Raw genomic sequence first — 26,279 nt, forward strand, 5'->3', positions numbered from 1 at the left:
TTGAAACGGCGAATCAGCTTCGCCGCTGCGGCATCTTAACGACCTCGGCCAGAATGTCCCTGATCTGGGCGCGCACCGGCTCAAGTCCGTGGGACGTATCCACGATGAAATCAGCACGCTTGCGCTTCTCGGCGTCGGGCGTCTGCTTGGCGATGATGGCGTCGAGCTTGGCCTCGTCCATCGTGCCGCGGGCGAGCACGCGCTCGCGCTGAAGTTCCGGCGAGGTCGACACCACGACCACGGCATCGACCCTTTTCTCGCCGCCGGTTTCGAACAGCAGCGGAATGTCCAGCACCACGACCGGCGCCTTGGCGGCCTCCGCATCGGCAAAGAATTTCTGCCGTGAGGCACCGAGCATTGGGTGAACGATCTGCTCGAGCTGCTTGATGGCGGCGGGATCGTGCACCACACGCGCGGACAGTTTGGTCCGGTCGACCTTGCCGCCCGCCGTGGTGCCGGGGAAGGCGGCCTCGATCGCCGGCGCCGCCTCGCCCTCATATAATTGATGGACGGCGGCATCGGCGTCGTAGACGGGAACGCCAGCCTCCGCGAACAATTTCGCGGTGGTGGATTTTCCCATCCCGATCGAGCCGGTCAGTCCGAGGATCCGCATCAGCCCAAAACCATCTCTGCCATTCACACCGCAACTAGCCGTTCGCGCCGCAGGAACGCAAGCAGAGGCAGGAGCGGCAGGCCGAGAATGGTGAAATGGTCGCCCTCGATCCGCTCGAACAGATGGATTCCCAGGCCTTCGAGCTGATAGGCGCCGACGCTGGAGGTGACGGCCTCGCCGGCCGCGTCCAGATAGGCCGTGAGCTCGGCCTCGGTCATCTGCCGCATGGTCATGTGCGCGACCGACACATGTTCGAAGACAATCTGCCCATCATGAGCCACGGCCAAGGCGGAATTCAGCTCGTGGCTCAGGCCGGCGAGATCGCGCAATTGCGCCATGGCCTGGGCGCGGCCCGCGGGCTTGTTGAAGAGACGCTCGCCCAGCGCCAGCGTCTGATCGGCCCCGATCACATAGGCGCCCGGATGATTCACCGAGACCGTCTTGGCCTTTTCGCGCGCGAGCAGCAACGCGATCTCGCGCGGATTTGCAAGGCTTGACGCCGCCTGCACGCCGCGCTCGTCGATGTCGGCCACAATCGCCTGAAAATCCAGCCCGGCATTGGCCAGCAGCATTTTGCGCGCGCTGCTTTGCGACGCCAGGATCAAGGGAGATTCGCCGCGCCAGAGAGCCATGGCCGAAAACCTATTCCGAAGGCCGGTTGCGTTGCCGGTCGGAGTAGAGCTTCATGATCGCCGCGGCGGTTTCCTCGATCGACCGCCGCGTGACATCGAGCAGCGGCCAATCGTGTTTCGCGCTGAGCTTGCGGGCGAACGCGACTTCGTCGGCGACCGCCTGCCGGTCGGTGTAGGTGTCACTGCCGGAATTGGCGCCCATGGATAGCAGGCGGTTCTGGCGCACCTGGATCAATCGTTCCGGTGTCGCATGCAGGCTGACGACGAGCGGCCGTGTCAGCGTTCCCAACTGATCCGGCACCGGGATGCCCGGCACCAGCGGCACGTTGGCGGTGCGGATGCCGCGATTGGCGAGATAGATCGACGTCGGCGTCTTCGAGGTGCGGGACACGCCGACCAGGACGACGTCGGCCTCCTCAAGACCTTCGACGTGCTGACCGTCGTCATGCATCATGGTGTAGTTCAGCGCGTCGATGCGCTTGAAATATTCGGCGTTGAGCACGTGCTGGGCGCCGACGCGGCCGGTGGTCGCAGCACCGAGGTAAGCTTCGAACAGCTGCATCACCGGGCCGATGATCGACAGGCTCGGAACGTTGATCTCTTTGCACTTGTTCTCGAGCCGCGAGACCAGATCTTTCTCGAGCAGCGTGAACAGCACGATTCCGGGCGCTTCCTCGATCTCGTCGAGCACGCGGTCGAGCTGCTTTTGGCTGCGCACCAGCGGATAGACATGCTCGACCGGCGTCACATTGGCGTATTGGGCCGCGACCGCGCGTGCCACGGTGATCAGCGTTTCACCGGTGGAGTCGGAGACGAGGTGCAGATGGAAATAATTGTTCGAGGTCGGCACAGAAACTCTTTGAATTTCGATGGGGCGATTTGTGGATTTCTGTGGAGCTTAACCCCTCGGAAAGGGATGTGCGACACCAGGGGCGGGACAACGGCCAAGTTTCTTCACACCAGTGCCCGAAAGAACAAGTTGGACGCCTGCATGACCGTGAAGCGGGATTGCGCGGACAAGCCCCTTGATAAGCTGCCGACAGGTTAGCGCAAGTCCTTGATCGTGGACGGCTTATCCGGATCGGCCGGTTCCGCGCAGGATATGTTGATGGATGTGAACAAGCGCCCGTGAAGCGGCGGATGGTGTTGCGTGAGTCCAATCCACGGTCACTAAGACTCAAACCTTTAAGAATCTAAGATTCTAGATTTGAGGGGAGCGCTACGGACGGATATGTGTGCGCTGGAAGAACTTAACGAGTTCTTACTATCCCCAGCGATCGAAACGCTGGGCGCAAATTCGGACGCTGGAAATGTTTGAAGATCTCTATCTCTGGATCAAGGCGCTGCACGTGATCGCCGTCATCTCCTGGATGGCGGGCATGCTCTACCTGCCGCGACTGTTCGTCTATCACTGTGAGGCCGAGATCGGCTCGAAGCAGTCGGAAACCTTCAAGGTGATGGAGCGGCGGCTGCTCAAGGCGATCATCAACCCCGCTATGATCGTCACCTGGCTCGCCGGGCTCTATCTGGCGTGGTCCGGCCATTGGTTCACCTTCGGCTGGTTGCACGTAAAACTGGCACTGGTGTTGGTGCTGTCCGCGGTTCACGGCTTTTTTTCACGCTGGCTGAAGGATTTCGCCGCCGACCGGCGCCCGCGTTCCCAGAAATTCTATCGGATTATCAACGAGGTACCGACGGTTCTGATGATTTTCATCGTGATCATGGTGATCGTGAAGCCGTTCTAGGCAGCGATCGTTGTTGAGCGCTCAGCGCTTCAGCTTGCGGAGTGGGAAGCGATTTTCTATATTATTGAAATCCCACCCAACGCAGGCGGATGTGGTTGTGTCCGAGCTTTTGAAGGCCGGACACCGCATCAGGTTTGAAGCCCCCCGGCACTCACCTTGCTAGACCTGCGGACCTTACCTGCTCCTGCTCGTCCGCATTTCTGAGCCTCCTCGCACCCCCCTTCCAAGGTTTACCCTACAGGACCACCCCAATGCGGGAAATTAAACTCCAAGACCTCAAGTCCAAGACCCCGGCCGAGCTCGTCTCGTTCGCGGAAGAGAACGGGGTCGAGAACGCCAGCACCATGCGCAAGCAGGAGCTGCTGTTCGCCATCCTCAAGCAGCTCTCGCTGGCCGAAACCGACATCGTCGGCGAGGGCGTCGTCGAGGTGCTCTCCGACGGCTTCGGCTTCCTGCGCTCGCCGGACGCCAACTATCTGCCCGGCCCTGACGACATCTACGTTTCGCCCTCGCAGATCCGCCGTTTCGGCCTGCGCACCGGCGACACCATCGAGGGCCACATCCGCAGCCCGAAGGAAGGCGAACGCTACTTCGCGCTGCTCAAGGTCAACACGCTGAACTTCGAGGATCCGGAAAAGGCCAAGCACAAGGTCAATTTCGACAACCTCACGCCGCTGTTCCCGAATCAGCGCTTCCGCATGGAGATCGACGATCCCACGCGAAAAGACCTGTCCGCGCGCGTGATCGACATCGTCGCGCCGATCGGCAAGGGCCAGCGCGCGCTGATCGTCGCGCCGCCACGCACCGGTAAAACCGTGCTGATGCAGAACATCGCGCACTCGATCACCGCGAATCACCCGGATTGCTATCTGATCGTGCTGCTGATCGACGAGCGTCCGGAAGAAGTCACGGACATGCAGCGCTCGGTGAAGGGCGAGGTGGTGTCCTCGACCTTCGACGAGCCGGCCGTGCGTCACGTCCAGGTCGCCGAGATGGTGATCGAAAAAGCAAAACGCCTGGTCGAGCACGGCCGCGACGTCGTGATCCTGCTGGACTCGATCACGCGTTTGGGCCGCGCCTACAACACCGTGGTGCCGTCATCCGGCAAGGTGCTGACCGGCGGTGTCGACGCCAACGCGCTGCAGCGGCCGAAGCGCTTCTTCGGTGCTGCCCGCAACATCGAGGAGGGCGGCTCGCTGACCATCATCGCGACCGCGCTGGTCGATACCGGCAGCCGCATGGACGAAGTCATCTTCGAAGAGTTCAAGGGCACCGGTAACTCCGAACTGATCCTCGACCGCAAGGTCTCGGACAAGCGCACCTTCCCGGCGATCGACATCTCGCGCTCCGGCACCCGCAAGGAGGAGCTCATCACCGATCCGCAGGTGCTCAAGAAGATGTACGTGCTCCGCCGCATCCTGAACCCGATGGGGACGATGGATGCGATCGACTTCCTGCTCGACAAGCTGCGCTCGACCAAGAGCAACGCCGAGTTCTTCGATTCGATGAACACCTGAGCCACTGCAGGCGGTCAGAAATCGAAAGGGGCGCCTTTGGGCGCCCTTTTTCTTTTGTTTCTTTTGTGCGGCTTTGCTGCGGTCAAGTGCAGCATGGCGGGTTCCGCAAATCTTGGGAATCGTCCATATAAGGAATTGAAATAATTAGATATTTTTGCGTTTCGGTTTGTCGGAAGATCGAGCAGGTGGAACTTTTGCAGCAAAATCCCCGAGGTTCATATTGCGTCGCAGCATAAAGTATTTGCTTTTGGGAAACGCGGCAGCGAACAGAGCCAAGTTGCGATCAAAGCGGGTTTGCCTTTTCGTCGTCAGCCGGACAAATAGGCCATGCATCCGCGAGATCAGACCATCTTTGCATTGTCGTCGGGCCGGCCGCCGAGTGCCATCGCCGTAGTGCGCGTCTCGGGATCGCAGGCTGGCCAGGTATTGACGGCGCTCGCGGGCAAGCTGCCGTTACCTAGGCTGGCGAGTCGCAGGCTGCTGCGTAACGCGGAAGGCCAGCCGATCGACGATGCGGTCGTGCTCTGGTTTCCGGGTCCGGCGAGTGCGACCGGCGAGGACGTCGCCGAATTTCACGTCCATGGCGGACGCGCGGTGCTGTCGGCCGTCTTCACGGCTATTTCCGCGATTCCGAATACACGGGCGGCCGAGCCCGGCGAGTTCACCCGGCGCTCCTTCGAGAACGGCAAGCTCGATCTCACCGAGGCCGAGGGCCTGGACGATCTCATCCATGCCGATACCGACCGGCAGCGACGACAGGCATTGCGGCAGTTGCAGGGTCTGCTCGGTGACCGGGCACGCGACTGGCGCGAGCGCATCATCGAGGCTTCCGCGCTGATCGAGGCCGCGATCGACTTCTCCGATGAAGGTGATGTGCCAGCGGAATTGATGGCGCCAGCGCTCAAGGCGATCGGTGCGCTGCATGGCGAAATCACAAAAGTGCTCGCGGCACAGGGTCACGCTGAACGTCTGCGCGAGGGCCTCGTGGTCGCCATCGCCGGTCCGCCGAATGTCGGCAAGTCGACGCTGATCAATCAGCTCGCGCGGCGAGAGGTCGCGATCGTCTCGCCGCACGCCGGCACCACGCGCGACATCATCGAGGTGCAGCTCGACCTCGACGGCTATCCGGTCACGGTGATCGACACTGCTGGCATTCGCGAGACCGAAGATCCGGTCGAGCAAGAGGGTGTGCGCCGGGCGAGGGCCCGCGCGGCCGATGCGGATCTTGTGCTGTGGCTGACTGGCCCTGGCGCGGATGTGGATGCGCGGCCGGCCGGAAGCACGCCGGTCTGGATGGTGCGCAACAAGATCGATCTTGGCCAGGAGGCTTCGGCCGCGGAGGCCACCGCGGACAGGACGTTTGCGATATCGGCCCGACACGGCGACGGTCTGGCCGAGCTGATCGAAGTGCTCGTCGGATTCGCCGCCGAGTTTTTCGGAACCGGCGAGGGCGCGCTGGTCACCCGGGCGCGTCAGCGCGACTTGTTGCGTCAGGCCGCGGACTGCTTGCAACGCAGTCTGGATTTTGCCAAACATGGTGAAGAATTGGTAGCCGAAGAACTCCGCGCCGCGGCTTACGCGCTGGGTCGCCTGTTGGGCCGGGTCGACGTTGAGGACGTCCTCGGGGCCATCTTCCAGAAATTCTGTATCGGAAAGTAGCGCTAGTTCTTCATTGTAGAACTATCGCTTGTTCCACTGCTTCGTGTTTCACGTGAAACAGTCGAAGCGCGGGCCCCATTGTGTTTCACGTGAAACACGATCGTCAGGACGACGTGCTACTGTGCATGGGGTTGTTTTGCGAAAAATGCGAGGCGCCTGTGTGCCCCTGTTTCACGTGAAACAACCGGCGCACCGAGTTTCCACTTCCGGCTTTTTGCTCCCTGAGTTAGAAATCCGCCCATGCGAACAGAGCGAGAGAGCTTCGACGTCATCGTGATTGGCGGCGGCCATGCCGGCTGTGAAGCCGCCGCTGCGGCAGCTCGTATGGGTGCGGCGACCGCTCTGGTCACGCATCGGTTTTCGACCGTCGGCGCGATGTCCTGTAATCCCGCCATCGGCGGTCTCGGCAAGGGCCATCTGGTCCGCGAGGTCGATGCCCTTGACGGTCTGATGGGGCGAGTGGCCGATGCTGGCGGGATCCAGTTCCGGGTCCTCAATCGCCGGAAGGGTCCCGCTGTCCGTGGTCCGCGCGCCCAGGCTGATCGGAAGCTCTATGCCGCGGCGATGCAGTCCGCGATCCAGGAGACTGAAGGTCTTTCGGTTATTGAGGGCGAGGCCGACGAGCTGATCATGGGCGATGGCCGAGTGACCGGGCTTCGGCTCGCCGATGGCCGGACCTTCCGGGCAGGGGCCATCGTCATCACAACCGGCACCTTCCTGCGCGGTCTGATCCATCTCGGTGAGAAGAACTGGCCGGCCGGGCGGGTCGGAGAGGCCCCAGCGATGGGTCTGTCGAACTCTTTTGAGCGCGCCGGCTTCACCCTCGGACGATTGAAGACCGGGACGCCGCCACGCCTGGACGGCACGACAATCGACTGGTCCGCGGTCGAAATGCAGCCGGGGGACGAGCCGCCGGAGCCGTTCTCGGTGCTGACGGAGCGGATCACGACCCCGCAGATCCAGTGCGGGATCACCCGGACCACGTCTGCGACCCATGAGGTGATCCGGGCCAATGTCCATCGCTCGCCGATGTACTCCGGCCAGATCAAGAGCACCGGACCGCGCTATTGTCCCTCGATCGAGGACAAGATCGTCAGGTTCGGCGACCGCGATGGTCACCAGATCTTCCTGGAGCCGGAGGGGCTCGACGATACCACGGTCTATCCCAACGGCATCTCGACCTCGCTGCCAGAGGAGGTTCAGCTCGCGATGCTGGCCAGAATTCCCGGCCTGGAGCGGGTGAAGATGGTCCGGCCCGGCTATGCCATCGAATACGACCACATTGATCCCCGTGAGCTGGATCCGACCCTCCAGACCAAGCGGGTCCGTGGCTTATTCCTGGCCGGCCAGATCAACGGCACCACCGGGTATGAGGAGGCCGCCGGCCAGGGCATCGTGGCTGGGGTGAACGCTGCGCTGGCGGCCAGCAGCGCCGCGCTGACGGTGTTCGACCGGGCGGACGGCTATCTCGGCGTGATGATCGACGACCTCGTCACCCGCGGGATCAATGAACCCTATCGGATGTTCACCTCGCGCGCCGAGTACCGGCTGACGCTGCGGGCGGACAATGCCGACCAGCGCCTGACCGAGAAGGGGATCGCCCTGGGATGTGTCGGGAATGCCCGGACCCAGCATCATCGCGCCAAGATGGACGCCTTGAATGCCGCGCGGACGCTGTCGAAGTCCCTGACAATCACCCCGAACGAAGCGATCAAGCACGGGCTGTCCTTGAACAGGGACGGCCAGCGCCGTTCGGCCTTCGAGCTGATGGCGTACCCGGAAGTTGGCTGGAGCCAAGTGCGCGCAATCTGGCCGGAGCTGGCGGCCATCGATCCCGTCATCGCCACCCATCTCGAGATTGACGCCAAGTACGACGTCTATCTGGAACGCCAGAGCGCCGACGTCGAAGCCTTCCGGCGAGACGAGGGGCTGGTGCTGTCCGAGGTCGACTACCAACTCGTGCCGGGTCTTTCCAATGAGGTGCGCGCCAAGCTTGAGAAGGCCCGGCCATTCACCGTCGGTCAGGCCGGTCGCATCGACGGGATGACGCCAGCGGCGCTGGGCATTCTCGCGGCCTATCTCCGGCGCGAGGCGCGCAAGTCCTCGAAAGCAATCGCATAGGCGTTTCACGTGAAACAGCGCGGGCCGGCGGGCGGCAGATCTTCACCACGGCGACCAGAAGCAGGCGAGGGCGCCGGTCAGCGATCCGGACCAGCTCCGACCGGCCATAAAATTGATAGGGCGAACGCGAGCGACAAGTCGCTGGACTCGGCCCTTGCAGCCGACAAAGCTGCGGCGCTGAAGCTCGCACCCGTTTCACGTGAAACGGAAGACCGGCTCGATCGCTACATCACGCTGCTCCGAGAGTGGCAGGCCAAGACCAATCTGGTCGCGCCCTCGACCCTGCCGCATCTCTGGACCCGGCACATCGCCGATTCGCTTCAGCTCGCGAGCCTTGCGCCGTCGGCCAAACGCTGGGCAGACCTCGGCAGCGGCGGCGGCTTTCCCGGTGTCGTCCTGGCCTGTGCCCTGGCCGGGACGACGGGGGCGAGCGTCCACCTCGTCGAGCGAATCGCCAAGAAAGCGGCGTTCCTGCGCGAAGCAATTCGAATCACGGCCTCGCCAGGAGTCGTACATCTCGCTGAGATCGGGGATAATGTGGATAGAATCACTGGCCCCGTCGATTGCGTCACCGCCCGCGCGCTGGCTCCGCTACATCAACTCATCGGCTTTGCGGAGCCGCTGATGCGCAACGGCGCAAAGGCGCTATTTCTCAAGGGTCAAGATGTAGAGGCTGAATTGACCGAAGCCGCTAAATATTGGAATATTCAGCCTCAGCTCCATCAAAGCCGTACAGGTGACGGCTGGATCGTGGAGCTGACGTCCGTCGAACGGCGCGGCTGAGGCGTCCAGGGGTTGAGTGGGGAATTTCGATGACCATCATTGACGAACCGCAGCAAGAACAGACCGACATGGTCCCGCAGGGCCACCCGCGCATCCTGGCGCTCGCGAATCAGAAGGGCGGCGTGGGAAAAACAACCACAGCGATCAATCTCGGCACGGCGCTCGCGGCGATTGGCGAACGCGTCCTGATCGTCGATCTCGATCCGCAGGGCAACGCCTCGACCGGCCTCGGCATCGATCGCCGCAACCGCTCCTGCTCGACCTACGACGTGCTCGTCGGCGAAGCCAATTTGCGCGAAGCGGTGGTTGCAACGGCCGTGCCCCGGCTGCACATCGCGCCCTCGACCATGGATCTCTCCGGCCTCGAGCTCGAGCTCGGCCACACGCCCGGCCGCGCATTCAAGCTGCGTGACGCAATCGGCTCGCTCAACAACAACGTCTCGCCGGACGCCGACTACACCTACGTGCTGATCGACTGCCCGCCCTCGCTCAACTTGCTCACGGTGAATGCGATGGCCGCGTCGGACGCGATCCTGGTGCCGTTGCAGTGCGAGTTCTTCGCGCTCGAAGGTCTGTCGCAATTGCTGCAGACGGTCGAGCAGGTGCGCTCGACGCTCAATCCGAACCTGTCGATTCACGGCATCGTGCTGACCATGTTCGACTCGCGCAACAACCTGTCGAACCAGGTCGTCGCCGACGTCCGCCAGTTCATGGGCGAGAAGGTCTACAAGACCATGATCCCACGCAACGTGCGCATCTCGGAAGCGCCGTCCTACGGCAAGCCGGTGCTGGTCTACGATCTCAAATGCGTCGGTAGCGAAGCCTACTTGCGGCTTGCCACCGAAGTGATCCAGCGCGAGCGCGAGCTGCGCACCACGCATTGACGATGCCGTAGGGTGGGCAAAGCGAAGCGTGCCCACCGCAACCATCCGAGCGACAGATGGTGGGCACGGCGCTTCGCGCCTTTGCCCACCCTACGTTCTACGATCTTGAAATTCAGTTCTGGAGTGCTGCCAAGTGAATCCAAGGGAGCTGGCGATGGCCGACGAAGCGCGTTCGCGACTGGGCCGGGGTCTTGCGAGTCTGATCGGTGACGTCGGCGGCGAGGCGGCGCATGTCGAGCGTCCGCGCACGCAGCGCAAGGTGCCGATCGAATTCCTCAAGCCCAATCCGCGCAATCCGCGTCGCACCTTTTCGGAAGCCGAGCTCAAGGAGCTCAGCGACTCCATCAAGCAGCACGGCGTGATCCAGCCGATCGTGGTGCGCCCGGTGAAGGGCACGCAGGACCGCTTCGAGATCATCGCCGGCGAACGACGCTGGCGCGCTTCGCAACTCGCCGGTCTGCACGAAGTGCCGATCGTGCCGGTCGACATCAGCGACAGCGATGCGCTGGAATTCGCGATCATCGAGAACGTGCAGCGCGAAGACCTCAACCCGATGGAAGAGGCGCAGGGCTATCACGCGCTCGCCAACGAGTTCAAACGCAACCAGGACGACATCGCCAAAGCTGTCGGCAAGAGCCGCAGCCATGTCGCCAACATGATGCGGCTCACAAAGCTACCGGCCGAGGTGCAGGCCTTCATCGCGAACGGTCAGCTGACGGCGGGTCACGCCCGCGCGCTGATTGGCGTGCCCGATCCGCTCGCCGCTGCCAAGCGCATCGTCGAGGAGGGCCTCAACGTCCGCCAGGCCGAAGCGCTCGCGCATGAGGAGGGCGTTCCGGAGCGCAAGCCGCAAAAGGCGCGCGCCGGGTCCAAGGAGAAGGACCCCGATACGATCGATCTGGAAAGGCGCGTCAGCGACGCGCTCGGGCTCAAGGTCACCGTGACTCACCGCGACCCCGGCGGCGCGGTGCAGATCAACTACCGCAACCTCGAGCAGCTCGATGAGGTGATGCGGCGGCTGGCGAAGGGCAATCTCTAACTCCGCATCCTCATTCCGGGTTCTCGCCTGACGGCGAGCCCCGGAATGACAGCGTTTCGTCGAGCATTCATGTGCCCTCTATCACCCTCACCCTGAGGAGCCGCGAAGCGGCGTCTCGAAGGGCGAGGGCCACCGGCCGGGCCTTCATCCTTCGAGACGCGCGTGCCGAGCTCCTCAGGATGAGGAACTGACATCCCCACACATCGTCGTTGCGAGCGCAGCGAAGCAATCCAGAATCTTTCCGCGGAGGGACTCTGGATTGCTGCGCTTCGCTCGCAATGACGCGCGGATGAAGTGGGCCCTAACCCCGCCGCTTTGCGTTCGCGGCAATCGCCATCAGGGTGCGCTGCGCGATCGCGGCGGCGAGGGCCGATTGCTTCCGGGTGTCGAGCGCGGCGGTCGCGAGCTGCTCGATGATGGTGGCGAGACGGGCCACGCTGAAATTACGCAGCGCCGTTTCAACCGCTGGCTTTCGTGAAAAATGCAGGCGCGGGAATCCGCCATCGAGCACGGCGGAAGCCGGCGTGCCGTCGGCGATCGCCAGCGCGGATTTGTGCAGCCATGCGGCCTGGCGCTGCGCCGCGGAGATGATCACGCCGGGATAGGTGCCGGCGATCATGGCCTTGGCGAACTCGCTTTCGACGATATCCGGCCGGCCGGCGAAGGCGCCGTCGACGATCGGATCGAGCTTCAGTTCGGAGGCGTCGGCGACCACGGCCATGACATCATCCAGCGTGATCTCGCCTCTGCCGTGCGCATAGAGCGTCAGCTTGTGCAGCTCGTTGCGCGAGGCCTGGCGGTCGCCGCCGAGGAACGACATCAGCGCGGCGCGGGCGTCCTGCGCGATGCGCAGGTTCGCGATGCGAAGCTCGTCCTCCATCAGTTTTGCGAGGTCGCGTTCGGTGTCGGGGTAGCAGCCGATCGCGACCGCCGTCTTGGCGCGCTCGCACGCTTTCCGCAGCGGCGATTCCGGGCGCAGCTCGCCGGCCTCGATCACGATGCGGCAATCCCTGACCTGCATCTCGGCCAGCGTGTCGATACCGCTGGCAAAGCTGCGCGAGCCCGCGCGCACGCGGATGGCGCGGCGGCCGCCGAACAGCGGGACGGTCATGGCTTCATCGACCAGACGCGACGGCTCGGCGGAAAGCTCGTCACCATCGAGCTTCACCATCGAGAAGGGGTCGTTGGGGTCGTCGACGGCCGAGGCAATCAGTGCGTCGGCGCGTTCACGCACGAGGCCGGCGTCAGGACCATAGAGCAGGATGATCGGCCGGCCCGCATCGGGGCGGGCGAGAAAGGCGTCGATCTCTTTTCCGCGCAGCGCGACCATCTTGCCTAGGACCGGTCATTCCGGGGGGCGCATCGGCGAACCCGGAATCCGGAAGTATAATGGATCGAGATTCCGGGTTCACCCTTCCGCCTTCGCCCTTCAAGCTTCGGCGGACAAGTCGGGCGCCCCGGAATGACAGGGGTGGCTTAAGTGCCCGCCGTAAAGAACGAGGCGAGCCGGGTCGAGATGTTGTCGGCGATCTCCTGGGCCGCGCGATCCTCGGCGTCACGGTACGCCCGGGTGCGGGAGAAGCGCTGGTAGGAGCCGGGCATGTCATAGGACACGCGCGAGAACGTCGTGCCGGTCATCACCGACTTGTTGGTTACGATCTCGATCAGATTGTACTGGGCGTCGATGCCGTAATTCTCGCTGCTCGGCAGGCCCGTATTGGGATCGATGATCAGGGACGAGCGGCTGGACGTGAAGCGGATCACCAGGCGGTGGGTCGGCGGCATGCCCGTGGCCGTACCATAGAGCTTGAACGCCAGCGCGTTGCGGACCTCGACCCCGACGCGCGCCTCACGGGAGGCGTTCGGCTTGTCGATCGGCGGGAGCTCGACCCCCATCAGCTTTTCGCGCAGGTCGGGGGTGCCGTCGGTATGCTCGGCATACATCGGCCGGAAGCAGCCGGCCGTGAGCGCCGCGAGAGCGGCGACCGCCAGCAAGCGTGCTGCGATGCGGATCCTAGCCGACAACATTCACGATCCTCTTGGGGACGATGATCACCTTGCGGACGGGCTTGCCGTCCAGCGCCAGCTTTACCGCATCGAGGGCCAAAACGGCAGCCTCGATTTCCGGATTCTGGGCCGCTGTTGCAACTGTGACCTCACCTCGCTTCTTGCCGTTGACCTGGACCACCAGGGTCACGGCGTCTTCAACTAGCAAATCGCGTTCGATTTGCGGCCAATTGGCCTCGGAAACCAGCCCCGTCAGGCCCAGCACCTGCCAGCACTCCTCGGCCAGATGCGGCATCATCGGGGAGAATAGCTGGACAAGGATCTGGCCGGCCTCCCGAATTGCCCAGGCGAGGTCGGGGGCAGGCTCGCCGGGGCGCTGCAGCACCTCCGACAGCGCATTGGCGAATTCGCGGATATGGGCGAGGCAGACGTTGAAGTGCAGCCGCTCAATTCCGGTGGTGACCTTGTCCAGCGCGCCATGGGCCGCCTTGCGTAAACCGGTCGCGTCGGGGCCGAAGCTCGCCGGCCGCGCCGCCGGCGCCGCCTTGCCGGCCTCGGCCGATTCACTCACCAGCCGCCACAATCGCTGCACGAAGCGCGAGGCGCCCTGGACGCGCTCGTCGCTCCAGATCACGTCGCGGTCCGGCGGGGAGTCCGACAGCATGAACCAGCGTGCAACGTCGGCGCCGTAGGTGTCGATGATGTCGTCGGGGTCGACCGTGTTCTTCTTCGACTTCGACATCTTCTCGATGGCGCCGATCTGGATGGCTTCGCCGCTCGCGAGCAGCGTGGCATGGCGGTCATTGCCTGCGCCCTCGATCTTCACCTCGGCCGGCTGCACGTAGGTGCCGTCGGCCTTCTGGTAGGTCTCGTGCACCACCATGCCCTGCGTGAACATGCCGGCGAACGGCTCGTCCATCGCGATGTGGCCGGTTGCCTTCATCGCGCGCACGAAGAAGCGGCTGTAGAGCAGATGCAGGATCGCGTGCTCGACGCCGCCGATATACTGGTCGACCGGCATCATCCGGTTGGCGACCGCCGGCGTCGTCGGCGCGTTCTCGTTCCAGGGATCGGTGAAGCGCGCGAAGTACCAGGACGAATCCACGAACGTGTCCATGGTATCGGTTTCGCGGCTAGCCTTGCCGCCGCATTGCGGGCAGGTGACGTGCTTCCAGGTCGGATGATGGTCGAGCGCGTTGCCCGGACGGTCGAAAGTCGCATCGTCCGGCAGCTTTACGGGCAGGTCGGCATCAGGCACCGGCACCACGTCGCATTTCGGACAATGGATGACGGGAATCGGGCAGCCCCAATAGCGCTGGCGCGAGATGCCCCAGTCGCGCAGGCGGAAGTTGACCTGCCGCTCGCCGACCGCCGCGTTGCCACGCATCTCGTTTTCCAGGCGCTTTGCGATCTCTTCCTTGGCCTCGTTGATGGTCATGCCGTCGAGGAAGCGGGAATTGATCATGCGGCCGTCACCGTCATAGGCGGTGTCGGTGATGACGAACGTCTTGGGATCCTGGCCCTCGGGGCACACCACCGGCGTGTTGCCGAGATTGTACTTGTTGACGAAATCGAGGTCGCGCTGGTCGTGCGCCGGGCAGCCGAAGATCGCGCCGGTGCCGTATTCCATCAGCACGAAATTGGCGACGTAGACCGGCAGCTTCCAGGAGGGATCGAACGGGTGCACGGCGCGGATGCCGGTGTCAAAACCCTGTTTCTCCGCGGTGTCGATGATCTCCTGCGCGGTGCCGATCTTCTTGATCTCAGCGATGAACTCCGCAAGCTTCGGATTCTTCGCGGCCGCGGCGATCGCCAGCGGATGATCGGCCGAGATCGCCATGAATTTTGCACCGAACAGCGTGTCCGGGCGCGTCGTGAAAATCTTCAGTTCGGTCTCGCCGGCCGGCGTCGTCGCCTGGTCCAGCGCGAAACGGACCAGCAGACCCTCCGAGCGGCCGATCCAGTTGCGCTGCATCAGCCGCACCTTGTCCGGCCAGCGGTCGAGCCCGTCCAGTGCTTCCAGCAGCTCCTGCGAATATTTCGTGATCTTGAAGACCCACTGGTTCATCTCACGTTGCTCGACGACAGCGCCCGAACGCCAGCCACGGCCGTCGATCACCTGCTCGTTGGCGAGCACGGTCATGTCGACGGGGTCCCAATTCACCTTGCGCTTCTCGCGCTCGGCGAGCCCTGCACGCAGGAAGTCCAGGAACATCTTCTGCTGGTGCTTGTAGTAGGAGGGATCGCAGGTCGCGATCTCGCGGCTCCAGTCCAGCGACAGCCCGATCGAACGGAGCTGCTTCTTCATCGCGGCGATATTGTCGTAGGTCCAGGCTTTCGGTGCGACCTTGCGCTCGATCGCCGCATTCTCGGCCGGCAGGCCGAAGGCGTCCCAGCCCATCGGGTGCAGCACGTTGAACCCCTTGGCCCTCATGAAGCGAGCCAGCACGTCGCCGAGCGTGTAATTCCGGACATGGCCGATATGGATCCGCCCGGACGGGTAGGGGAACATCTCGAGCACATAGTATTTCGGCCGCGGATCGTCGTTCTTGGAGACGAAGATCGCTTGCTCGTCCCATTGGCGCTGCCAGCGCGGTTCGGCGTCGCGGGCGTTGTAGCGTTCGGAGGTCATGGAATCGTTGGGTTTTCTTGGGTTCGGCCGTCTAAAGACGGCGGACTAGGCCATAGAAGTCCTCAAGGGGTCAATGGGTTGCGACGGGGCGGATCCGCAGGGCGGACCCCCGCATAACTACTGAGACCGCCGTTGGGGCGCGATTAAGGGGTCGGTGCGAGGTTGCGGCCGGACAGGACCCCCAATAGCCGCCGCTATGGACACCAGCTTCGACGATCTCGATTTCGACTATGCCGCGTCGATCGCCGAGCGGGCAATGCGGAGCATGGTCGAACAGCGGATTCCGCCGACACCGAACAATTTCGCCGTCTGGTTCCACTATTTCGCCGGCGACCATGACGATCTGCGCAATGCCGTCGACCTCCTGATCGACCACAACCGTCCGTTCGACGCCCGGACCAATCAGGATTTGTTCGAGACCTATATCGAGCCCAATGCGGGCGGCGTCGCCATCGAGACCTCCGAACGGCTGCATGCCCTGATGGGCGCGGCCAAGGAATTTCTGGCGACCGCGATCGCCGACAATCGGTCCCAGATGCAGGTGATCAGTGACGTGGCCGATCAAAGCCAGACGGGCGTCGACCCGAGGACATTGGTCGCACAGCTCATGAACGAGCTGGCGCGTGCCGCGACCCGGGCGACGCGGCTCGAGGCGGGCTTTGCCGAAAAGACCCGCGAGCTCGACGTGATCCGCGATTCCCTCTCCAAATCGGAGGAGCGCGCCCGCACCGACACGCTGACGGGCCTGGCAAACCGGCGTGCGCTCGACGAATTTTTGCGCAAGGCGCAGGCAACTGCGGAATGGGGCGAGCCGCTCAGCGTGCTGATGCTGGACATCGACCACTTCAAGACCTTCAACGACAATTTCGGCCATGGCGTCGGCGACCAGGTGCTGCGCCTGATGGCAAAGGTCTTGCGGGAAAAGGTTCGCGAGCAGGATCTGCCAGCCCGCTATGGCGGCGAGGAGCTGATCGCGGTGTTGCCGGATGCCGACCTTGCCGCCTGTGCCGAGATCGCTGAGCGCATCAGGCGCGCGATCGGGGAGTGCAAGATTACCCGCCGCTCGACCGGCGAGGTCCTTCCGAACATCACTGTCTCGATTGGCGTGGCGCAGTATCGGACCGGCGAGGCGACCGCGGATCTCATCGAGCGCTGTGACCGCGCCCTGTATCTCGCCAAGGGTGGCGGCCGCAATCGCGTGGTGACGGAAAACGAGCTCGATCGCGCCTGGGCCGCGGGCTAGCGCGCGGGATCAACCCGCCATCATTATTTTCGCTGTACCGTCCTCGATCGGCAGGATGCCGTGCTCGGCGACGGTGTTGCGGCCGCGATGCTTGGCGGCGTAAAGCGCGGCGTCGGCTGCTTCGATCAGATCGCCGGGACGCAGGGTCTCGTTGGGCTTCGTTGCGGCCACGCCGATCGAGACGGTGACGATCATGTGGTTGGAGGTGATGTGCGGCAGGCACAGCTTGAGCACTGCCGCGCGCACATGTTCGCCGATCTCGACGGCGCGCGTCACGTCGGTGTTTGGCAGCAGCAGGCAGAATTCCTCACCGCCATAGCGTGCCGCAAAGCCCATCGTGTCGGCGGCGATGCCGGACAGTGTCTCGCCGAGACGGGTCAGGCACGAATCGCCTTCGAGATGGCCGTACGTGTCGTTGAAGAGCTTGAAATGGTCGACGTCGATCATCAGGAGCGCGAGATCGCTGCCATATTGCTGCGCGCGCATCCATTCGAAGTCGAGCCGGCTCTGGAAGCCGCGGCGGTTGGCGAGCCCCGACAGCATGTCGATCGAGGCCATCACCGTCAGCCGGTCATTGCTCGCGATCAGCTCGCGCTCGCGCTGGCTCAGTTGCGCGGCCATGGCGTTGAAGGCGCGGGCCAGCGGCACGAATTCGGACGGCAGGCTCTTGCGTGCGGCGCGCGCCGATAGATCGCCCTCGCCCAGACGCTTGGCCATGTCGGCGAGCATCTCGACCGGCTTGATCACGAGCTTCTCGGCGGCGATCAGCGCGCCGAGCAGGACGAACACGACGACGAACGCGAGCTGGAGATAGGCGGTGCGGATGTCGCGGTTGACGGCCGCGGACACCTTGTCTTCATCGATGCTGGCGATCAGGCGTGCATTGGTGCCGGCGATGCGGATGAAGCTGACCGCGCGGCGCGAGCCGTCAGCGGCGAGGAAAGACAGCGAGCCTTCGTCCTGGTCCGAACGAAGGGCCCGATCGGCAATCGCGGACATCAAAGGCATATTATCGAGTGGACGGCCGACCGCGCTATGCTGGTCCGCCGGCGCCGCCAGCACGGTACCGGTGCTGTCGACCAGCACGGCGGTAATGCCGGCGCGGCCGCCGAGATTGCTCATCACCTTCGACATCCAGTCGAGGTTCACGGTCGCGAGCACCACGGCATCGGGGACGCCGCTCAGCGCCGACACCGGATACACCGCCATCACGGTCGGCGACTGCACCGGGCGAGACAGCAGGAAATCAGAGAGCACGAAGCGGCCTGTTTCCTGCGCCTGCTGGAAGTAGGGCCGGTCGCTGAGGTCGAGGCCGACATACATGTTGTTGGTGGCGCACTGGATGCGCCCGTCCTCGCCCGCGATGAGAAGCGTGCGGATCCAGGGAAGGTTGGACGGCAGGCTCGCGCGCAGCACGTCGCAGCTCTTGCTGATGCCGCCGGCCGAAGCGCGGATGAAGGCCTCCGATTTCAGGATGGTCTCGACCGATGAAATCACTTCGCGCTGTGCATCGGCGCTGTGGCGCGCGACCGTGGTGAAGTCTGCAGTGGCCTGCGCGATCTGCCGGACGCGCGTCTCCTCGAGCGAGCGGATACGCTCGAGCATCAAGGGCGCGACCAGAATCACCGCAAGCAACGCAAGCCGGGCCCGGATTCCGAGAACCTGCTTGAGTTTCGCTCGTTTGCGGTTGAGACTGACGTTGACCATCTTCGCTACCCACCCCATCGGGCAAGGTAAAGCGAAGGGTTCAAAAACCCTTTCTTGAACTCGGTAAAATTGGAATTACCTCCGTCACCATCAGCGACGGGTCAAATCTCATGATGAACGAAAACACCGCCCCGCTAACCGGGCATTCAGCAAATGCACTCGCCGCCGTCGAGGCCGAAATCGCTCGCGCCTGCAAGGAAGCGCGGCGCGATCGCGCCTCGGTCACGCTGATCGCGGTGTCCAAGACCTTCGCCGCGGATGCAATTACGCCGGTTATCGCCGCCGGACAGCGCGTATTCGGCGAGAATCGCGTGCAGGAGGCCAAGAGCAAGTGGCCGGCGTTAACATCCGGTTACCCGGATATCGCGCTGCACCTGATCGGTCCGCTGCAATCCAACAAGGCGAAGGAAGCGGTCGCGCTGTTCGATGCCATCCATTCGGTCGACCGTCCGAGCATTTGCCAAGCGTTAGCCAAAGAAATCGAATCCCAGCACAAGCATCCGCAGCTCTTCGTTCAGATCAACACCGGCGAGGAGCCGCAGAAGGCCGGCGTCCCGCCCGGCGAGGCCGATGCCTTCATCGCGAGCTGCCGCGACACCTATGGGCTGACGATTTCCGGTCTGATGTGCATTCCGCCGGTGGACGAGCCGCCGGCGGCGCATTTCGCGCTGACCGCCAAGATCGCCGCGCGCAACGGATTGGAGAATCTGTCGATGGGCATGAGCGCCGATTTCGCCACCGCCATCATGCTCGGCGCCACGCATGTCCGCGTGGGGAGCGCGATCTTCGGGCACCGGTAGTCATTGTGTAACTCGTTTTCGTCGTCCTGGCGAATGCCAAGGGCTGCGCGAGTTCTCAGGTTCGTCATTGCGAGCGCAGCGAAGCACTCCAGAATCTTTCCTCGAAGACAGTCTGGATTGCTTCGCTGCGCTCGCAATGACGGCGGAGTATGTGGCGGGCTAACCGAATCTCACCGACACCCTTCCCAACACACCAAAGTCCGCCGCGAATTCGTCGCCCGCCTGGATCGGCAGCGGCGGATGGCACGTGCCTGTCGTCACCACCTCCCCTGCCCTCAAGGTGATGCCTAGTTCGCGCAGCTCGTTGGCAAGCCAGGCCAGCGCGACACGGGGATCGCCCAGCACGTTCCTGCCGTGGCCGATGTAATGCTGGCCGCGCAGCGTGATCTGCGGCCGCTCCTCGACGAGATCCATCGCCCGCCAATTGGCGGAGGTCGATGCGCCCAGCACGAACAGGTGCGCGCAGGCATTGTCGGCGATGAGCTGGGCCTCGCCGGCGCCGACGAAATCGGCGAAGCGCGAATCCGGAATCTCGATCGCGGGATGCAGGGTCTCGACCGCGGCAAGCACTTCGTCGACGCTGTAAGGTGTCGCGCGCGGCGGCAGGTCGCGTCCCATGCGGAAGGCGAATTCGGGTTCGCCGACGCGCATCTCGTTGCCCTTCATCGATGCGCTGCCGCCATCGGCGATGACGGTGTCGCTCAGGATGCGTCCGGCCATGGGGCCCGCGACATTGATGTGCTTCTGTCCGGCCTCGCTCGTTGCCGCGATCTTCCAGCCGAACAATTTCCCGGGCGAGTTTGCTTCGAGCGCGGCCTGCACGGCGTAGCCTTCGGCGCGGCTCCGTGGCCGCAAGGAGGCCTCGAGCGCGTCGAGCTTGGTGCCGTCGCGCCAATGTCTGACGAGGACGCGCGATGCTGCGACGATCTGGTCCTTATCGAGCATGGTCCCTCACCCGATGATGATTTTCGTCCGCGGCCCCAGCCGCCGCAGCAATTGCAGCATCGCGGACTTGGTCATCGAGACGCAACCCGCGGTCGGACCGAAATTGTCGCGGGCCAGATGCAGGAACACTGCGCTGCCCCGGCCGGCGATGCGAGGCTTCGTGTTGTGATCGATCTCGATGATGAAATCGTAGAGGTGGTCAGCCCGCTTGAGCCGGTCGCCGCCCTGCTCCCGCCCGAGCCGGACCGCCTGATTGTAGTGCCGGTCGCTTGGGTTCTCGCACCAGGCATCCTCATCGCCGATGCTTCGCGCCGGCAGGAATGTTTGCGGGCGGCTGTGGCGATCGCCCCGCCACCATAATTGCCGCGGCCGGAAGCTGCCCCTGGGGGTGCCGCCATCGCCCTCACGCTTGTTGGCCAGAATGCCGCCGCGCCCCAGCGCCACCGGAATCATCAGCTCTCCGGCCGTCAGCCAACCCCGGCGCGGATTACCGGCGGCAGGCTTAACGCGGATCGCCGATAGCGGTCCCGCGCGACGATTCTTGATGTAACCAACTGAAATCGCTCTATTTTTCATACGAACGTGCGATGTCGAATTCATTACGGGACATTCATCAAGACGGCCTGCTATTCTGAGTTAGAGTAGTTCTGGCTTGTGAATCGGTAACAGCCCACTACTTCAAGACGAACAACAATAAAAACAGCGACCCCTAAACTTTACCATCGCGGCTGGGCGCGGCATCCGCGCGCGTCGAGCCGGACTCCAAAAGGATGATCCCCAATGCCCAATGCCCGCAAGATCCTGATCGTGGATGACGATTCCGATCTGCGCGATACGTTGGTGGAGCAATTATCGCTGCACGAAGAATTTGAAGCTTCCGCCGTCGATACCGGCGCCAAGGGAGCCAGCGCCGCGAAGGCCAACTCCCCCGATCTCGTTCTGATGGATGTTGGCCTGCCCGATACCGACGGCCGCGAGGTGGTCCGCTCCTTGCGCAAGGGCGGATTCAAGGCCCCGATCATCATGCTGACGGGCCATGACACCGACTCCGACACTATTCTGGGCCTGGAATCCGGTGCCAACGATTATGTCGCAAAGCCCTTCCGTTTTGCCGTGCTGCTTGCGCGCATCCGCGCGCAGCTTCGCCAGCACGAGGCCAGCGAGGACGCGGTGTTCTCGGTCGGCCCCTACAGCTTCCGCCCCGGCTCCAAGATGCTGACCGCCGCCAACGCCCGCAAGGTGCGGCTGACGGAGAAGGAAACGGCGATCCTGCGCTTCCTCTACCGGGCCGGCCAGATGCCGGTCTCGCGCGAGACCCTGCTCCAGGAGGTCTGGGGCTACAATTCCGGCGTCACCACCCACACACTGGAAACCCACATCTACCGCCTCCGCCAGAAGATCGAGAAGGACGCGGCCAACCCGGAAATCCTGGTCACGGAAGCCGGTGGCTACAAGCTGGTGCCGTGATACGCTTCAGAGGCGCACGAATCGTTTCAAATCGCGCGCCTTTGAGCCTCGGACCTGAATGTCAATCGACGACGACGTAGCGCTGCTCGAGCGTGTCCCGACCCTGCGCCTGTTGGGAGACGCCTCGTTGCGCATGCTCGCGATCGGCTCCGAGCAGCGCGACTTCGTCCGCGGCGACGTCCTGTTCAATCTCGGCGACGACGCCGATGCCGGCTTCGTGGTCCAGCGCGGTGCCTTTCGGGTCGATGACGGCGCCGGCGCTGAGATGATCGCAGGTCCTGGCGCGTTGATCGGCGAGCTCGCGCTGGTGGTGCCGATGAAGCGGCCGTCGAGCGCGATCGCGCTTGAGCATTCCTCCGTCATCCGCGTCTCGCGCAGCCTGTTTCAGCGCGTGCTGGAGAGCGACCCTGCCGCCGCGGTCCGCCTCCGCGATGAATTTGCAGTTCGCTCCAGCCAGATCGCCAGCGACATTCTGATGGCCGGCGCGAAGCTGACGTCGTAGCTCTCTCCCCTCGTCATTCCGGGGCGCAACGAAAGTTGCGAGCCCGGAATCCATGGAGCCGCAGAGAGTGTGGATGAATGGATTCCGGGCTCGCGCTAGGCGCGCCCCGGAATGACGAGAGGTCACACCTCCAGCGTCACCGTCACCGGGACGTGGTCCGACGGCCGCTCCCAGCTCCGCGCGTCGCGCAAGATCCTGAAATCGCTGACGGCATCCTTCAGTGCCCGCGAGACCCAGATGTGGTCGAGCCTGCGGCCGCGGTCGCCGACGGTCCAGTCGGCGGAACGGTAGCTCCACCACGTATAGACCTTCTCCGACATCGGGATGCGCTCGCGCGCGACGTCGATCCATTCGCCGGCATTCAGTGCCGCCAGCAGTTTCTCGGTTTCGACCGGTGTGTGCGACACCACCTTCAAAAGCTGCTTGTGCGACCACACGTCGTTCTCGTGCGGGGCGACGTTGAGATCGCCGACCAGGATGTGGCGGTCCTCACCGCGCGGATGCAGCGGCTCGCAGGCCTTCATCTCGTCGAGGAAGCGGAGCTTGTGATCGAACTTCTCATTCAGCGCGGGATCGGGAATGTCGCCGCCGGCGGGGACGTAGAAATTGTGCAGCACGAGCGGCTTTGCGATGTTGGCTTTTTCGCCGAACGACACCGAGATGTGGCGCGAATCCACCTTGTCGCAGAAGGTGCGGACATCCTTCGACTCGAACGGAATCTTCGAGACGATGGCGACGCCGTGATAGCCCTTCTGCCCGTTCAGCGCGACATGCTCATAGCCGAGCCGCTTGAATCGCTTCAGCGGAAAGGCATCGTCGATGCACTTGGTCTCCTGCAGGCACAGCACGTCCGGCCGCGCGCTCTTGAGGAATTTCGCGACGAGATCGATGCGCAGCCGCACCGAATTGATGTTCCAGGTTGTCAGGGAAAGACGCATGGGAACTGCGTCTTAGCAAGCTCCCGCAGGGTGGGCAAAGGCGCAAAGCGCCGTGCCCACCGTCTTTTCGAGCGTGGGAATGGTGGGCACGCGTCGCTTTGCCCACCCTGCGAACCTAACCCGGTGCGGGGCCGTAATTGGTGAAGTCGATCTTGAACATGCTGGGATCGAGCCTCTTGCTCGTATCCAGATTATAGACCGCGAAGGTGGTGTCGTAGCCCTGCGGGTCGGTCACGGTCCACTGCTTCAACTGGCCGTCCTTGGCGCCGATCATCAGCAGCAGGCGGCTGGTGCCGACCAGCGCCTGCTTCTCCTCGATGGTGACGCTGATGAAGAGATCGTCCGCGGTCACGCTGACGACGTTGGTGTCCTTCATCAGATCGATGCGGTCCGACAGCAGGAAGCGCAGCGGCGTCTGCGACAGCGGGTAGACGTCTTGGGTCGCGAGCTTGCGGTCGCGCACGACCACCGACGAGCCATCGGCGATGATGTCGATCGGGCTCGGCGGATCGTACTCGACGCGCATCTTGCCGGGCTTCTGGATGTAGAAATCGCCTTGCGTCTTGCTGCCGTCGGGGCCGACCTGGACGAAATTCCCGACCAGCGTCGACAGCGAGGACAGATAGGCGCTGACCTTGGCGGCCTGGGCCTTCTGGTTCGCATCGAAAGTCTGGAAGATGCTGCTCGGCACGTTGCGGCGAGGATCCGGGATGATCGGATTCGGTGGCGCCTGCGTCGCGCCCGTCGTCGCAGGCCCGCGCTGTGCGTCGGAAGCTGACCCGTCCCGGCCCTTCGGCGCGGGCTTCGGCACAGGCACGTTCTGGGCAAACGATGTCGCGGTCACCATCCCGGCGGTGACGAGAAGCACGCCGACAACGCGCGCGCTTCGCGCGGCGAAGGAGGCAGCGAATCGAATGTCCGGATGTCTGGTCAACGCATCGTCCTGTTATGCTAAGGCGCCCTTTTACCGTGATTTCGGGCAAAAGCAGATCGTTTTTGCGTGAAAATATCATTCTGAGGCGGCTTGCCTCACATATGGCTGTCTTCTTCCTCGACCAGAATCTCGCGTTTGCCGGCGTGATTGGCGGGGCCGACAATGCCTTCCAGTTCCATGCGCTCCATCAGCGATGCGGCACGGTTATAGCCGATTTGCAGACGGCGCTGGATGTAGCTGGTCGAGGCCTTGCGGTCGCGTTTGACGATCGCAACGGCCTGCGCGAACAGGTCGCCGCCGCCATCTGCGCCCATGCCGGTGGCGTCGAACACCGCGCCGTCCTCGTCCTCGGTCGGCTCCTCGGCCGTGACCGCCTCGAGGTATTCCGGCTGTCCCTGCGTCTTGAGGTGACGCACCACCTTCTCGACTTCCTCGTCGGACGCGAACGGGCCATGCACGCGGCTGATACGGCCGCCGCCCGCCATGTAGAGCATGTCGCCCTGGCCCAGCAGCTGCTCGGCGCCCATCTCGCCGAGGATGGTTCGGCTGTCGATCTTGGAGGTGACCTGGAAGGCGATGCGTGTCGGGAAGTTCGCCTTAATGGTGCCGGTGATGACGTCGACCGACGGACGCTGCGTCGCAAGGATCACATGCAGGCCGGCGGCACGCGCCATCTGCGCGAGGCGCTGCACCGCACCTTCGATGTCCTTGCCGGCGACCATCATCAGGTCGGCCATTTCGTCGACGATGATGACGATGTAGGGCAGCGGCTCGAGCGAAAGCTTTTCTTCCTCGTAGATCGCCTTGCCGGTCTCCTTGTCGAAGCCGGTGTGCACCGTGCGCGTCGGCTCTTCGCCCTTGGCCTTCAATTCGACCAGGCGCGTGTTGTAGCCGTCGATGTTGCGTACACCGAGCTTGGCCATGTTCTTGTAGCGCTCTTCCATCTCGCGCACGGCCCATTTCAGCGCGACCACCGCCTTCTTCGGATCGGTCACGACGGGCGTGAGCAGATGGGGAATACCGTCATAGACGGACAGTTCGAGCATCTTCGGATCGACCATGATCAGCCGGCATTGATCGGGCCGCAGCCTATAGACTAGGCTGAGGATCATGGTGTTGATGGCGACCGATTTGCCGGAGCCGGTGGTACCGGCGATCAGCATGTGCGGCGTGCGCGCGAGATCGATGATGACGGGATCGCCGCCGATGGTCTTGCCGAGGCAGAGCGGCAGTTTCGCCACCGTCTCGGTCGCCTCCTTCGCGACGAGCAGTTCGCGCAGGTAAACCTTTTCGCGATGCGCGTTCGGCAGTTCGATGCCGATGGCGTTGCGGCCGGGAACGACGGCGACGCGCGCCGACAGCGCGCTCATCGAGCGGGCGATGTCGTCGGACAGGCCGATCACGCGGGACGATTTGATACCGGGCGCGGGCTCCAGCTCGTACAACGTGACGACGGGACCCGGATTGGCCTTCACGATCTCGCCGCGCACGCCGAAGTCCTGCAGCACACCTTCGAGCGCGCGCGAATTGGCCTCGAGCTCGGCCTTGCTGAGCGGCTGGCGATCGGCGGCCTTCGGCGCCGCCAGCATCGAGACGGAGGGAAGATCGAACTTGTCGGAGGATTTCTTCGCAGCCGCCTTCGGCGCAGCCTTCTTGCGCGGCGCGCGCGCGGCGGGCTCCTCTTCCTCTTCCTCTTCTTCCTCCTCCTCTTCCTCGTGCTCTTCCTCGTAGTCCTCGTCCTCGGACTGCGGCGAGATCGAGGGTGCGGCGCGGCCGCCGCCGAGATTCGGCTCCTGACGATCGAAGCTAACGGCGCGGGCCTTGGACCCGCTCGAGACCAGCGTGCGATAGGCGGTGCCGAGCAGCCAGGTGAGCCGTGCCTTCGTGCTCATCAACGCATGGAACAGCCAGCCCAGCGACACCGAGCCGCGATCCTGGTCTTCGTCCTCCTCAATCGGCGCATCTTCGTCCTCGATCGATGCGAGCTCCTCGTCGTGCTCGCGGGCGCCGAGGCCGCAGGCGATCAGGAAGGTCGCGGCCATCGCCACGAACAGGATGGCGCCGAGCACCATGCGATAGATTATGCCGGGCGGTCCGAAGATCACGGCGGG

At 63.7% G+C, this 26,279-nt stretch carries 23 protein-coding genes; 11 read left to right on the top strand and 12 right to left on the bottom strand.

Annotation, left to right across the window (positions count from 1 at the left end):
- Positions 1-13: 13 nt before the first annotated feature.
- The 3 genes from coaE to AXW67_RS34530 are packed head-to-tail and all read right to left on the bottom strand — an operon-like array spanning position 14 to position 2,095.
- On the bottom strand, positions 14-613 hold the full coding sequence (gene coaE / locus AXW67_RS34520; RefSeq protein ID WP_063681505.1) for a dephospho-CoA kinase: 600 nt from the start codon (positions 611-613) through the stop codon (positions 14-16).
- Positions 614-636: 23 nt separating this feature from the next.
- Complete coding sequence (locus AXW67_RS34525) at positions 637-1,245, bottom strand: Maf family nucleotide pyrophosphatase (RefSeq protein WP_063681506.1); 609 nt, start codon at positions 1,243-1,245, stop codon at positions 637-639.
- Positions 1,246-1,255: 10 nt separating this feature from the next.
- Positions 1,256-2,095 (bottom strand): pyruvate, water dikinase regulatory protein, encoded by an 840-nt coding sequence (locus AXW67_RS34530; RefSeq protein WP_027554042.1) that lies wholly within the window; start codon positions 2,093-2,095, stop codon positions 1,256-1,258.
- A 460-nt stretch (positions 2,096-2,555) separates the two neighbouring features.
- Between AXW67_RS34530 and hemJ the strand changes: the two genes are divergently transcribed.
- From hemJ to AXW67_RS34565, 7 genes are all read left to right on the top strand, one after another.
- Positions 2,556-2,990 (top strand): protoporphyrinogen oxidase HemJ, encoded by a 435-nt coding sequence (hemJ, locus tag AXW67_RS34535; RefSeq protein ID WP_027554041.1) that lies wholly within the window; start codon positions 2,556-2,558, stop codon positions 2,988-2,990.
- 251 nt (positions 2,991-3,241) lie between these two features.
- Complete coding sequence (rho, locus tag AXW67_RS34540) at positions 3,242-4,507, top strand: transcription termination factor Rho (protein WP_027525104.1); 1,266 nt, start codon at positions 3,242-3,244, stop codon at positions 4,505-4,507.
- Between the two features lie 327 nt (positions 4,508-4,834).
- Entirely contained in the window at positions 4,835-6,166 is a 1,332-nt protein-coding gene (mnmE, locus tag AXW67_RS34545) for a tRNA uridine-5-carboxymethylaminomethyl(34) synthesis GTPase MnmE (protein ID WP_063681507.1), read from the top strand.
- A gap of 240 nt (positions 6,167-6,406) precedes the next feature.
- Positions 6,407-8,287, top strand: a complete 1,881-nt coding sequence (gene mnmG, locus AXW67_RS34550) for a tRNA uridine-5-carboxymethylaminomethyl(34) synthesis enzyme MnmG (RefSeq protein ID WP_063681508.1) — start codon at positions 6,407-6,409, stop codon at positions 8,285-8,287.
- Between the two features lie 111 nt (positions 8,288-8,398).
- On the top strand, positions 8,399-9,070 hold the full coding sequence (gene rsmG, locus AXW67_RS34555; RefSeq protein ID WP_430648745.1) for a 16S rRNA (guanine(527)-N(7))-methyltransferase RsmG: 672 nt from the start codon (positions 8,399-8,401) through the stop codon (positions 9,068-9,070).
- A 29-nt stretch (positions 9,071-9,099) separates the two neighbouring features.
- Entirely contained in the window at positions 9,100-9,954 is an 855-nt protein-coding gene (locus AXW67_RS34560; RefSeq protein ID WP_063681510.1) for a ParA family protein, read from the top strand.
- Between the two features lie 154 nt (positions 9,955-10,108).
- Positions 10,109-10,993: a ParB/RepB/Spo0J family partition protein gene (locus AXW67_RS34565; RefSeq protein WP_063681511.1), complete on the top strand. Its 885-nt coding sequence runs from the start codon at positions 10,109-10,111 to the stop codon at positions 10,991-10,993.
- Between the two features lie 301 nt (positions 10,994-11,294).
- Here AXW67_RS34565 and holA read toward each other — a convergent pair whose 3' ends face one another.
- From holA to leuS, 3 genes are all read right to left on the bottom strand, one after another.
- Positions 11,295-12,323, bottom strand: a complete 1,029-nt coding sequence (holA, locus tag AXW67_RS34570) for a DNA polymerase III subunit delta (protein ID WP_063681512.1) — start codon at positions 12,321-12,323, stop codon at positions 11,295-11,297.
- A 146-nt stretch (positions 12,324-12,469) separates the two neighbouring features.
- Positions 12,470-13,021, bottom strand: coding sequence for an LPS assembly lipoprotein LptE (gene lptE / locus AXW67_RS34575; RefSeq protein WP_063681513.1), 552 nt, complete (start codon positions 13,019-13,021; stop codon positions 12,470-12,472).
- Positions 13,008-15,632, bottom strand: a complete 2,625-nt coding sequence (gene leuS, locus AXW67_RS34580; protein WP_063681514.1) for a leucine--tRNA ligase — start codon at positions 15,630-15,632, stop codon at positions 13,008-13,010. Before leuS ends, lptE begins: the two co-directional genes overlap by 14 nt.
- A 196-nt stretch (positions 15,633-15,828) precedes the next feature.
- On the opposite strand from leuS, the gene AXW67_RS34585 reads away from it, so the two are divergent.
- Positions 15,829-16,875 carry a GGDEF domain-containing protein gene (locus AXW67_RS34585; RefSeq protein ID WP_201723748.1) on the top strand — a complete coding sequence of 349 codons (1,047 nt, stop codon included), beginning with the start codon at positions 15,829-15,831 and terminating at the stop codon, positions 16,873-16,875.
- A 9-nt stretch (positions 16,876-16,884) separates the two neighbouring features.
- On the opposite strand, the gene AXW67_RS34590 is transcribed toward AXW67_RS34585, so the two are convergent.
- Positions 16,885-18,582 (bottom strand): diguanylate cyclase domain-containing protein, encoded by a 1,698-nt coding sequence (locus tag AXW67_RS34590; protein ID WP_063681515.1) that lies wholly within the window; start codon positions 18,580-18,582, stop codon positions 16,885-16,887.
- A gap of 110 nt (positions 18,583-18,692) precedes the next feature.
- Between AXW67_RS34590 and AXW67_RS34595 the strand changes: the two genes are divergently transcribed.
- A complete protein-coding gene (locus AXW67_RS34595; protein WP_063681516.1) occupies positions 18,693-19,382 on the top strand; it encodes a YggS family pyridoxal phosphate-dependent enzyme in 690 nt (229 codons plus the stop codon).
- 159 nt (positions 19,383-19,541) lie between these two features.
- Here AXW67_RS34595 and AXW67_RS34600 read toward each other — a convergent pair whose 3' ends face one another.
- On the bottom strand, positions 19,542-20,327 hold the full coding sequence (locus AXW67_RS34600) for a 2-keto-4-pentenoate hydratase (RefSeq protein WP_063681517.1): 786 nt from the start codon (positions 20,325-20,327) through the stop codon (positions 19,542-19,544).
- 6 nt (positions 20,328-20,333) lie between these two features.
- The gene (locus AXW67_RS34605) at positions 20,334-20,903 is read right to left on the bottom strand and encodes a L,D-transpeptidase family protein (RefSeq protein WP_063681518.1); all 570 of its coding nucleotides are present in this window, start codon (positions 20,901-20,903) and stop codon (positions 20,334-20,336) included.
- Positions 20,904-21,107: 204 nt separating this feature from the next.
- Between AXW67_RS34605 and AXW67_RS34610 the strand changes: the two genes are divergently transcribed.
- Positions 21,108-21,794, top strand: a complete 687-nt coding sequence (locus AXW67_RS34610; RefSeq protein WP_027554029.1) for a response regulator transcription factor — start codon at positions 21,108-21,110, stop codon at positions 21,792-21,794.
- A gap of 58 nt (positions 21,795-21,852) precedes the next feature.
- On the top strand, positions 21,853-22,296 hold the full coding sequence (locus AXW67_RS34615) for a cyclic nucleotide-binding domain-containing protein (protein WP_027554028.1): 444 nt from the start codon (positions 21,853-21,855) through the stop codon (positions 22,294-22,296).
- A gap of 122 nt (positions 22,297-22,418) precedes the next feature.
- On the opposite strand, the gene xth is transcribed toward AXW67_RS34615, so the two are convergent.
- From xth to AXW67_RS34630, 3 genes are all read right to left on the bottom strand, one after another.
- Positions 22,419-23,234: an exodeoxyribonuclease III gene (gene xth, locus AXW67_RS34620; protein ID WP_063681519.1), complete on the bottom strand. Its 816-nt coding sequence runs from the start codon at positions 23,232-23,234 to the stop codon at positions 22,419-22,421.
- A 115-nt stretch (positions 23,235-23,349) separates the two neighbouring features.
- On the bottom strand, positions 23,350-24,081 hold the full coding sequence (locus AXW67_RS34625) for an outer membrane lipoprotein carrier protein LolA (RefSeq protein WP_035685649.1): 732 nt from the start codon (positions 24,079-24,081) through the stop codon (positions 23,350-23,352).
- Between the two features lie 182 nt (positions 24,082-24,263).
- A partial coding sequence (locus tag AXW67_RS34630) for a DNA translocase FtsK (RefSeq protein ID WP_245315810.1) occupies positions 24,264-26,279 on the bottom strand: 2,016 nt, incomplete at its 5' end.

Source organism: Bradyrhizobium neotropicale (genome assembly GCF_001641695.1).
GTDB lineage: Bacteria > Pseudomonadota > Alphaproteobacteria > Rhizobiales > Xanthobacteraceae > Bradyrhizobium > Bradyrhizobium neotropicale.

Coding starts and splice junctions, on each gene's coding strand:
- rho (WP_027525104.1), top strand. CDS start 3,242: ATGCGGGAAATTAAACTCCAAGACCTCAAGTCCAAGACCCCGGCCGAG.
- mnmG (WP_063681508.1), top strand. CDS start 6,407: ATGCGAACAGAGCGAGAGAGCTTCGACGTCATCGTGATTGGCGGCGGC.
- AXW67_RS34605 (WP_063681518.1), bottom strand. CDS start 20,903: ATGAAAAATAGAGCGATTTCAGTTGGTTACATCAAGAATCGTCGCGCG.
- AXW67_RS34610 (WP_027554029.1), top strand. CDS start 21,108: ATGCCCAATGCCCGCAAGATCCTGATCGTGGATGACGATTCCGATCTG.
- lptE (WP_063681513.1), bottom strand. CDS start 13,021: ATGTTGTCGGCTAGGATCCGCATCGCAGCACGCTTGCTGGCGGTCGCC.
- AXW67_RS34615 (WP_027554028.1), top strand. CDS start 21,853: ATGTCAATCGACGACGACGTAGCGCTGCTCGAGCGTGTCCCGACCCTG.
- mnmE (WP_063681507.1), top strand. CDS start 4,835: ATGCATCCGCGAGATCAGACCATCTTTGCATTGTCGTCGGGCCGGCCG.
- AXW67_RS34595 (WP_063681516.1), top strand. CDS start 18,693: ATGATGAACGAAAACACCGCCCCGCTAACCGGGCATTCAGCAAATGCA.
- hemJ (WP_027554041.1), top strand. CDS start 2,556: ATGTTTGAAGATCTCTATCTCTGGATCAAGGCGCTGCACGTGATCGCC.
- holA (WP_063681512.1), bottom strand. CDS start 12,323: ATGGTCGCGCTGCGCGGAAAAGAGATCGACGCCTTTCTCGCCCGCCCC.
- leuS (WP_063681514.1), bottom strand. CDS start 15,632: ATGACCTCCGAACGCTACAACGCCCGCGACGCCGAACCGCGCTGGCAG.
- coaE (WP_063681505.1), bottom strand. CDS start 613: ATGCGGATCCTCGGACTGACCGGCTCGATCGGGATGGGAAAATCCACC.
- AXW67_RS34625 (WP_035685649.1), bottom strand. CDS start 24,081: ATGGTGACCGCGACATCGTTTGCCCAGAACGTGCCTGTGCCGAAGCCC.
- AXW67_RS34525 (WP_063681506.1), bottom strand. CDS start 1,245: ATGGCTCTCTGGCGCGGCGAATCTCCCTTGATCCTGGCGTCGCAAAGC.
- AXW67_RS34585 (WP_201723748.1), top strand. CDS start 15,829: ATGGACACCAGCTTCGACGATCTCGATTTCGACTATGCCGCGTCGATC.
- AXW67_RS34560 (WP_063681510.1), top strand. CDS start 9,100: ATGACCATCATTGACGAACCGCAGCAAGAACAGACCGACATGGTCCCG.
- AXW67_RS34590 (WP_063681515.1), bottom strand. CDS start 18,582: ATGGTCAACGTCAGTCTCAACCGCAAACGAGCGAAACTCAAGCAGGTT.
- xth (WP_063681519.1), bottom strand. CDS start 23,234: ATGCGTCTTTCCCTGACAACCTGGAACATCAATTCGGTGCGGCTGCGC.
- AXW67_RS34600 (WP_063681517.1), bottom strand. CDS start 20,327: ATGCTCGATAAGGACCAGATCGTCGCAGCATCGCGCGTCCTCGTCAGA.
- AXW67_RS34565 (WP_063681511.1), top strand. CDS start 10,109: ATGGCCGACGAAGCGCGTTCGCGACTGGGCCGGGGTCTTGCGAGTCTG.